The 6,285-nt window shown below is 61.6% G+C and carries 5 protein-coding genes; 2 read left to right on the forward strand and 3 right to left on the reverse strand.

The genetic code is table 11. The features are described 5' to 3' along the window. Positions 1–169: 169 nt before the first annotated feature. The 3 genes from ABIV12_RS15890 to ABIV12_RS15900 form a co-directional block, all read right to left on the reverse strand. The gene (locus ABIV12_RS15890; protein ID WP_348061111.1) at positions 170–1,711 is read right to left on the reverse strand and encodes a choice-of-anchor Q domain-containing protein; all 1,542 of its coding nucleotides are present in this window, start codon (positions 1,709–1,711) and stop codon (positions 170–172) included. A gap of 697 nt (positions 1,712–2,408) precedes the next feature. Then, positions 2,409–2,651, reverse strand: a complete 243-nt coding sequence (locus ABIV12_RS15895) for a hypothetical protein (RefSeq protein WP_348061113.1) — start codon at positions 2,649–2,651, stop codon at positions 2,409–2,411. Positions 2,652–2,779: 128 nt separating this feature from the next. Next, complete coding sequence (locus ABIV12_RS15900; RefSeq protein ID WP_348061115.1) at positions 2,780–2,986, reverse strand: hypothetical protein; 207 nt, start codon at positions 2,984–2,986, stop codon at positions 2,780–2,782. Between the two features lie 43 nt (positions 2,987–3,029). Here ABIV12_RS15900 and ABIV12_RS15905 point away from each other — a divergent pair, with 43 nt between their 5' ends. Both ABIV12_RS15905 and ABIV12_RS15910 read left to right on the forward strand, forming a co-directional pair. Beyond that, the gene (locus tag ABIV12_RS15905; RefSeq protein ID WP_348061117.1) at positions 3,030–3,263 is read left to right on the forward strand and encodes a hypothetical protein; all 234 of its coding nucleotides are present in this window, start codon (positions 3,030–3,032) and stop codon (positions 3,261–3,263) included. A 1,270-nt stretch (positions 3,264–4,533) separates the two neighbouring features. Beyond that, a partial coding sequence (locus ABIV12_RS15910) for an FG-GAP repeat protein (protein ID WP_348061119.1) occupies positions 4,534–6,285 on the forward strand: 1,752 nt, incomplete at its 3' end.

A 6,285-nucleotide genomic window follows, 5' to 3' on the forward strand; every position in this document is an offset into this window, starting at 1 on the left:
TCGCTTCTGCTGGAAGTAAAAACGGCGCCATCCTCGTCGAAGGCTACGCGCTGCTGCGCATTGTCGGGCCACAGGTGATGATCGGTCGCAATGATGCTGGCATAGGCGTCGAAGTGGTCGGTCCAGCGATATGAGCAACTCCTTTCAGCGCATTGGGCGAGACTTCATTTCACTCGAAGCCATCGGTAAAAATGGGTTGCTCACCGCCGACTTCGACCGCACCGCTATCGCATACGGCGTCGACATCCCCGGCAGGGCGAACATAGCCGCGCTGATCGAGGGCAAGGCACTGGTCCTGACTTGCGGCGTCGACCGCGACACTGGAGTCGGCCGGAACGAAGGTCGGAGTCGGACCGCCGTGGTCAGCCAATGAGCCGATCGCCAGGTTTGCCGCACTCACATTGTTCTGGTTGCTGGAACCAGTGAATGTGCACGAGTTGCCGGGACTTTCGATGTTGCCGAACGCGTGGTGGAGCGCGCCGACGTCGAAACCGCAGGTGCCTGCGAGGATGGTGTTGGAGATGTTGACAACCACCTCGCCGGTGCCGCCGTACCCGCCGATCGCATTGCCCAGAACTCCGATCGGAACGCCGACCGGCCGCACGATCGTGACGTGTTGCACGTCCACTTCGGCGCCGGTGCCGTTGCGATAGCCGATCGCTCCTCCGCGCGCGCCGTCCTGGCCGGCCGCGATGGTGAACGTGTTCCCGGAAAACGTACTGTTCCCGACGTGCATGCTCGCGGAATCCTCCACGACGATCGCGCCCCCGGTCTCGTCGTCAACCTTGTTGGACAGGAAGCTGGAACCGCGGATGACCATGGTCGATTGGCCTGCCGCGCGGATCGCGCGACTCGTGTTGGACGAGAACACGCTGTCGATGATCTCCACGTCAGCCGGATTCTGCAGGGTGCCGTTGCGGCCGAAGCTCATGGGCGCGGCATTTTCGGCGTAGGTGAGGCGTCGCACTCGAACGATCAGCGGATCATGGAAATCCTTCAATCCGACTTTCGTGCGAGTGATCGTGCTGTCGACGATCTCGACCCGCGCAGCCTGGTGCAGCACCATCCCGGTCAGTGAATTCGCAACGTCGAGGGCGCCATCGAGCACGCTGCCGCGGAGCAGCACAGTGGGGCCCGGTCCGTCCGAAGGATTCACGTAGAGCGACGACAACTGGCTGTCGATGATCGAGCAGGTGCCGTTTTTTTGATTGCAGCCCACGCCGTCGCGGAGATCGCTGTTGCGCACGAAAAAATCGCTCTCGGTAGCGAACACCTGCACAATGCCTGCATCGACTGGCGTTGCGACATCATCGAGAGCAAGCGTTCCATTGTTCCCGATTGCAACGAGGCCGAAGTCGCTGGTCCGCGCGCTGAGGCCGCGCAGGTCGAGGGATAGGTCGTGTCCCAACAGCAGCCTCGCATCCGTGGAAACGTGGGTGAGCGACGAACCCGCGCCTTGAACGATCAGGTTCTGGTGCAGCGGCAGCTCTCCACGGACCAGGGTGTAGCTCCCGGCGGATAGCGTGATGAGGTCGGTGGGACCGAATCGATCGTTGTCGTCCGCCGCCATTGCTGCCTCTCGCAGCGAGCAGTCTCCCACCGCGCACGCACCGGGTAGCGGATCGTCGAAGCGCGTGACGGTAAAAGTTTCGGCTTGGACAGTGGCAGCACTTCCGAGTGCGAACAGCAGTGCGATCTGGGTGAATTTCATGGACTGGGACCTTGATGACAAGACGTTGCAGTGAGCCTTGTCAGTGTCCACGCGAAACGGCGGTTGCGGGGGCCACCTTGGGGAGTCTGGTTTGAGAAGTCGGGAATCGGGAATCGGGAATCGGAATTGGGGAGGCGGGATCTGGGAAGCGGGGAACGGGTCGAGCGGGTCGCTGCGGTGCGAGGCTCGATCGGCGCCTCCGCGCGCACGTGGTCGGTTCGGCCCGCCGCGTAACAGGGGTGCCGATTGCGCGATTGTGCTGGCAGCCAGTTCTCGTCGACCGGGTTTGTGCGTCGCGTGCAACGGCGAAAGCCTCAACCACGAGGGACACGAAGAACACGAAGAACACGAAGAACACGAAGAACACGAAGGGATCATCGGAAAGTCTTCGCGAGACCGCACGAATGGTGATCCGAAATTCCTTTTTCTTCGTGCTCTTCGTGTCCTTCGTGTTTCAGGCCTACGCTCTGCGACACCCGCGCACGTTGCGAATCCCGGCGATCAGCGGAAGGTCTTCGCGAGCCTGCACGAATGGCGATCCGAAAATCCTTCTCCTTCCGGCTCTTCGTGTCCTTCGTGTTTCAGGCTTTCGCCCTTCGACATCCGCGCACGGTCCGAATCCCGGCAAGCGCAGTGGCGCACGCGCCGCGACCGGCGTCCCAGTGGGAGGCATGGCACTCGTGAAACGCGTTCGCGTCTATTCGAATCCGTCGGCGAGGATCAAATCCGATTTCAGCCGCAACGCAAACCCGTCCCAGCTGTCGTCGCGTTGCGCGACGCCTGCGATCAGCGGCCGACCCGCGGACGACGTCCGTGCGTAAGCGCGGTCGGTTTGCGGATCGACCGCATGTCGGACGACGCCGTTGCCGTCGAATCCCGCGTCGAGGCTTCCGTTGGGGCGCAGACGTGCCGGAGCATTGGGGCCAGGTGTAATTTCCAAGCAACGTCGGATCTCACGACGGGCGAACAATGACACGCGGCGCCGATTCGTGGCCCCATGGCTCGTCCCCTGCAATAGTTCGCGAGCCTCCACATCGGGAGTCGCGAAGCCCGACGGCACTTCGTCGCTCAGTCGATTGCGTCTATCATGAAGATCGCGTTCTTTCCTTCAGGGCGGGCATTGTCGCGCTGATGAATGCTGAAGCGATCGATGCGTCTGTTCGGGCGACCGCTGCCCATGAAAGCCAGTGGGCCTTTCCTCTCGGCATCGTGCGCCATGTGCAGGGTCGACGGCTTGGCGGCCGCACGCCCGCGCTTGCCCGCGACGGTCGCCACATCGGATGGCTTGCGGTGGGTGGTGATTGAGGCTGCACTCGCGATGACGGCGCTGCTGCTGGTCCGGGAACGGAAGGGGAAAAGCGGACGGACTGGATCGGTCCCGATTTTTTGGACAGGTCATTCAGGCGACCGGCAGGTTCTCGAACTGCTCCCACAATTCGTCGAGCCCACTGTGCAACCGGTTGTCGAACACCTCGATCTATTTGAGCAGTCGGCTATGGTCTTCGTCGCGCGTTTCGAAGCGCGCGTGATGTGTCAGCTTCTGCTCGAATGAAGCGACGAAGCATTCCATCAACGTGACCGATGCCATTTCGACTCATGCTGGTGAAGAGGCCAGCGGCGTGCAGGTGCTGCAGGTACGCGTTGCACGTGTCATGCACGCCCACGAGACGTTCATGACGACGTGAGCGCTTGCAAGGATGACCTGACTCGTCCTGATTCAGCCCTGTCTCACAGCAACTCCGTGGCGAAGCAGATGGCCGCTCATTCTCAATATTTTGTTCTCTTCACTCCTGTCGCGCATTCTCCCTTCCCCCAGGATCATTGCATCCGCAGTTTGTCCCGTGAGGCGAGAGACGCGCGACAGGTGGCCAAAGCGGTCTGTTGAAAGGGCGTCGCGGATGCGAACGACACTCACGCACGATGGACCGCCGTCCAAGGCAAAGCGTGAGTGGATAAAACGTTTCTTGGACAGACTTCCTCAGTCAATTGACGAGGCAGTCAACCTGCAAGAGTTACAGGTATCGGTGACGAGCCCGATCGCAGAGACTTTCCGCCAGAGAATCTCGCGGAAATCGGTCGAGGCGGGGATCGACCTGAAGACGTCTGACGCGTCCTCCGTTTGAATGCGTATCTTCCTGGCAGGTTGTGGGCCATTCCCTGCTGACCGCTCGCGCGCTCGGCGAATGCTGGCGATGTCGTCCCTCGACTGATGAACGTGAAAGTGTTCGGGTTGAAGCGAACCTGTCGATCCGCAAGTCGATGCGGTTTTCGCGCGTGAAAACCTGAATACTTTTCCCACCTTTCAAAACCATCGTCGGCATTTTCGTGCAACTGGTGCGCTTATCGCCCAAGTTGCGTTGCGTGTCGAATGGCCGAGAGTGCTCGACATCCGGTGCGAGCGCTCATGAAATCCCGCCAGGCACGCGCGTGGATGCTGAGTTTTCCGTATCCGTCGCTTGCTGCTTCACAGCACGATCGATGTCATCGGCCCGATGGCAGGAATCGTGCATTGCATAATGGTGGGCTACTGGCGCGTCGCGGCGCGCCAGGTGCACCGCCGGACAGTGCAGCGCGGTCACGCTGAGCCAACGCGTCCGCGGCGCACTCAACCTGTATGTCCACGTTTCACCGACCGCGCCTCGCTTGTTGATTTTTTTGGTCCACTGTCGTGGGTCAGCCTGATGTTGAAGTTGAACACGCGCCCTGGTTGATAAAACTGGCGGATGCGTCGCTGGTTGTTGGTGGCAAAAAACCATTGCGCTTCTCGCCTGGCAATGGCGGTCGATGCAATTCATGAAAGGTCACGGCACTGGAGATTCACCATGCCCGATTCGCGACGCACCACCATCACGCCAGCCGCAGCCAGGTCAGGCCTCGCATGGTTGATGCTCCTCTTGTCGGCCTGGTCTGGCGCATCCTCGGTCGGCACGGCAAAAGCAACTGCTGCGAGCCCCGCCTCTGCGCCGTCCGCCATCGCTGCGGCAACGACGGGCAGCTCGGTCGTGTTGCCCGCGGAGTTGTCCCGCGGCGAATGGCGGTCGATCCACGCGGCGTACGAGGCAAGCCGTCATGCCGTACTGCCATCCGTCCGGCAGTCTGGAATTTATCGGGCACGCAATCCCGGCCAGCAGTGGCTGAGTACGTTCAGCGCAGACGGTGTCGCGATCAGCCCTGACCATGGCCGCTGGCAGTTTGGTCTGCGGCTCGCACGCTGGGGCCAAGCCGGTCACGAAAAGAAGGCAGCATCGCTGGCCGGAATCGACGTCCGCCGTCAGCGCACGGTGTATCGATATAGCGATGGCCTGGAAGAATGGTTTGTCAACGATCAGCGCGGTCTCGAACACGGCTTCACCGTTCAGCAGCCGCCGAAAGGCAATGGCGATTCGCTGCGCTTTGCGCTGGACGTTGCCGGCGAACTCACCCCGCACGTCGCAGCCAATGGCCACGATGTCGCATTGGTGGACGCCCACGGCAACGCGGCACTGGATTACAACCATCTGCAGGTCCTCGATGCAGACGGCCGCGCGCTGGCGGCTCACTTTGTCAGCCATGGCAAGCGACTCGTCCTCAGCGTCGATGCCAATGCAGCACGCTATCCGATCACCATCGACCCGCTCCTGCAGCAGCTGGCCTACCTGAAAGGCAGCACCACCGATGCAGGTGATTTGTTCGGAAACTCGGTTGCGATCGCTGGCGACACCGTGGTGGTCGGCGCGCCAAGAGAGGACAGCAACGCCATTGGCGTCAATGGCAATCAGAGCGACAACTCGGCGACTGATTCCGGAGCGGCCTACGTGTTCGTTCGCGATGGCGCGGGCAACTGGTCGCAGCAAGCCTATCTGAAGGCCGGCAACACGGGCGCTGGTGACTTGTTCGGCAAGACGGTCGCGATTTCCGCCGACACCATCGTAATCGGTGCGTCGCTCGAAGCGAGCGACGCCAACGGTATAGACGGCAATCCGAATGACAACTCAGCCAGTCAAGCCGGCGCGGCCTATGTGTTCGTGCGCGATGGCGCAGGCCACTGGGCCCAGCAGGCCTATTTGAAGTCGAGCAACAGCGACAGTGGTGACTTTTTTGGCAGTTCGGTGGCGATTGCCGGCAACATTGTCGTGGTCGGCGCGGTTGGCGAGGCCAGCAGTGCAACCGGTGTCAACGGCAATCAGACCGATAATTCGGCCATATTTGCTGGCGCAGCGTATGTGTTCGTGCGTACCGGTAGCGGCATCTGGAGCCAGCAGGCCTACCTCAAGGCGAGCAATACCGGGCAACTGGACCTATTCGGAAGCTCGGTCGCGATCGCTGGCGACACGGTGATCATCGGCGCGGAACGGGAGGACAGCACCGCCACCGGCGTCGACGGAAATCAGAGCGACAACTCGGCGGCGGAAGCCGGCGCAGCCTATGTGTTCGTGCGCGATGGCGCGGCACACTGGTCGCAGGATGCCTACTTGAAATCCAGCAATACGGGCGCCGGTGACTTGTTCGGCAAGTCGGTCGCGATCTCCGGCGACACCGCCGTGATCGGTGCGTCGCTCGAGGCGAGCAACGCCACCGGTGTCAACGGCAACCAA

It is taken from the genome of Dokdonella sp., assembly GCF_039926425.1.
Lineage (GTDB): Bacteria > Pseudomonadota > Gammaproteobacteria > Xanthomonadales > Rhodanobacteraceae > Dokdonella_A.